This is a genomic window from Pseudomonas sp. P5_A2_2 (assembly GCF_054177685.1).
On the sequence record NZ_JBGCUL010000629.1, the window covers coordinates 1 to 2,658 of the forward strand.

2 protein-coding genes and 2 pseudogenes are annotated in these 2,658 nt (G+C 60.2%); 2 read left to right on the forward strand and 2 right to left on the reverse strand.

Features of this window, described 5'->3' with window-relative positions:
* Positions 1-468, forward strand: a pseudogene (locus ACXRVY_RS23315) (mechanosensitive ion channel family protein); the annotation flags it as partial.
* Positions 469-603: 135 nt separating this feature from the next.
* Here ACXRVY_RS23315 and ACXRVY_RS23320 read toward each other — a convergent pair.
* On the reverse strand, positions 604-1,248 hold the full coding sequence (locus ACXRVY_RS23320; protein ID WP_108218556.1) for a hydrolase: 645 nt from the start codon (positions 1,246-1,248) through the stop codon (positions 604-606).
* Between the two features lie 158 nt (positions 1,249-1,406).
* Between ACXRVY_RS23320 and ACXRVY_RS23325 the strand changes: the two genes are divergently transcribed.
* Positions 1,407-2,294, forward strand: a complete 888-nt coding sequence (locus ACXRVY_RS23325) for a LysR family transcriptional regulator (RefSeq protein ID WP_223462107.1) — start codon at positions 1,407-1,409, stop codon at positions 2,292-2,294.
* A 135-nt stretch (positions 2,295-2,429) separates the two neighbouring features.
* Here the strand turns inward: ACXRVY_RS23325 and ACXRVY_RS23330 are convergent.
* Positions 2,430-2,658, reverse strand: a pseudogene (locus ACXRVY_RS23330) (hypothetical protein); the annotation flags it as partial.

Consider the following 2,658-nt stretch of genomic DNA (forward strand, 5'->3'; position numbering starts at 1 on the left):
CGCTTTCTGCGTGACGACGAAGAGCTGAAGCTGTCCCAGGTGCACTTGCTCACCGACTACATGACCCGCAAACAGGCCGAACTCAAGGCCTGGAACGAAGCCCAGGGTAACGTCGCGGCCATGTCCGCCAACCGTCGGCGGATGACCAATATCGGCACTTTGCGCGCCTATGCGCTGGCCTACCTGAAGAGTCACCCGGAGATCCAGCCGAACATGACCTGCATGGTGCGCCAGATGCAGACCACGGCCCAGGGCATTCCACTGGAAATCTACTGCTTCACCCGCACCACGGCGTGGGCCGACTACGAGCGGATCCAGGGGGATATTTTCGACTACCTGCTGGCGGTGCTGCCGGAGTTTGGGTTGAACCTGTATCAGCAGCCCAGCGGATCGGATTTGCGTGCGGGGATATTGCCGGCGGTGCTGGGAGCGAGCCATTTTCCCGAAGCTGAAAAACGCAGGGTGTAACCCCACAAAAAACAAATGTGGGAGCGAGCCTGCTCGCGATGAGGGCGTGTCAGTCAACATATGTGTCGTCTGACTGTCCGCTATCGCGAGCAAGCTCGCTCCCACAGGGGGTACATCGTTTTCAGAATTTGCGGATTACTTCACCTGCCGCTGCGGCGCCTTGTGCACCATGGTGTAGGCGTAGTCCACGCCCATGCCGTAGGCGCCACTGTGTTCCAGCACCAGTTCCATCACCGCTTCGTAAGTATCCTTGTGCGCCCAGTCACGCTGGTATTCGAGCAACACTTGCTGCCAGGTCACCGGTACCGCGCCGGCCTGAATCATCCGTTGCACCGACATGTCGTGGGCTTCCTTGCTGGTGCCGCCGGAGGCGTCGGTGACGATGTACACCTCGTAGCCTTCAGCCAGGGCTTCCAACGCAGGGAAGGTCAGGCAGACCTCGGTCCACAGCGCGGCAATGATCAGCTTCTTGCGACCGGTGGCTTTCACCGCGTCTACCAGTGCCTTGTCTTCCCAGGAGTTCATCGAGGTGCGCTCGATCGGCTTTTGCTCCGGGTGCACTGCCAGCAATTCGGGCCAGATGTAACCGCTGAAGCTTTCGGTTTCGACCGAGGTGTAGATAGTCGGTACGTTGAAGATCTTCGCCGCCTTGGCCAGGCCCACGGTGTTGTTCTTCAGGGTCTGGCGGTCGATGGACTGCACGCCGAAAGCCATTTGCGGCTGGTGGTCGATCAGGATCAGGGCGGAGTTGGTAGGGTTGAGCAGTTCACGAATAGACATGGCGCGTTCCTTTTGATGTCGATACTTCGAATGGATAAGGGGTTAGTCGACCTTGCCTTCAGCGGCGTTGTTGTCGGCTTGGATGTCACTTTAGGGGCTGGCGATAAAAGGGACAATTACCTAAAATCGAGAATCATTGATTCTAAAATAGGGACAATATGGATCGCATCGAATGCATGCGCGCCTTCGTCGTCACGGTCGGCGAGAACGGCTTCGCCGCAGCCGCCCGGGCCATGGACGTGCCGCGCTCGAAAGTCAGCAAACAGATTCAGGCGCTGGAAGAAGCCATCGGTGTGCAATTGCTGCAACGCACCACCCGCAGCCTGCACCTGACCGAGGCCGGGGCCGAGTATTTCGATGCAGCACGAGAGGTGTTGGCGGCACTGGACGAGGCCGAGCAACGCGCCCGTGACGGCATCGGCGAGTTACGCGGTGTGTTGCGGGTCAATGCGCCGATGTCGTTCGGTCTTCGGCGGTTGGGGCCGTTGATTCCGCTGTTTCATGAACAGCACCCGAACATCGAGCTGCAACTGGTGCTCAGCGACCAGCAGGTCGACCCCGTGCGGGGTGGGTTTGACGTGACCATCCGCATCGCCAGCATGCCCGACTCGACGATGATCGCCCGGCAACTGGCGCCCGCACCGCGCATCATGGTGGCGTCCCCTGCTTATCTCGAGCGCGCGGGCGTTCCGCAGACTCCGCAGGATCTGCGCGCCCATCAATGTTTGAACTACGGGTATCTGCAGAGCGGTGTCAGCCTGCAACTGTGCAATGGCAGGGAAACCCAACGGGTGAACGTCACCGGCCCACTGCACGCCAACAACGGCGACCTGCTCGCCCAGGCCGCCGAAGCCGGCATGGGCATCGCCCTGCTGCCCGACTTCATCGTCGAAGATGCGCTGGCGGCCGGGCGGCTGGTGCCAGTGCTGTGCGAATGGCAGGCTCCGGCGATCACTATCAATGCGGTGTATTCGTCGGCGCGGCGGGTGCCGCAGAAGACCCGGGCGTTTATCGAGTTTCTGGTGGGGCAATTGGCGCCGAAGTGATTTTCGGAGATCACACAATCCCTTGTAGGAGCGAGCCTGCTCGCGATAGCGGAGTGTCAGTCGACGATGATGTTGCCTGATCCACCGCAATCGCGAGCAGGCTCGCTCCTACAGGGATATCGGGTTCCCCAGGGTTTAGTGAACGGTCAAAGGCTTGCGTATACCCAACCGACTGATCCACACCGCCAGCAAAATCACTGAACCGCCGAGCAACAACCGCCCCAGTTCTTCATGCTGGTTCCAGATCAACAGATTGATCAGCAACCCCACCGGCACATGCAGGTTGTTCATCACCGCCAGGGTCCCGCCATTGACCAGGCACGCCCCCTTGTTCCACCAGTAGAGCCCCAAAGCGGTCGAGACC

What these genes read in the sequence shown, in the direction of transcription:
- ACXRVY_RS23320 (WP_108218556.1), bottom strand. Translation starts at nt 1,248, where the DNA reads ATGTCTATTCGTGAACTGCTCAACCCTACCAACTCCGCCCTGATCCTG.
- ACXRVY_RS23325 (WP_223462107.1), top strand. Translation starts at nt 1,407, where the DNA reads ATGGATCGCATCGAATGCATGCGCGCCTTCGTCGTCACGGTCGGCGAG.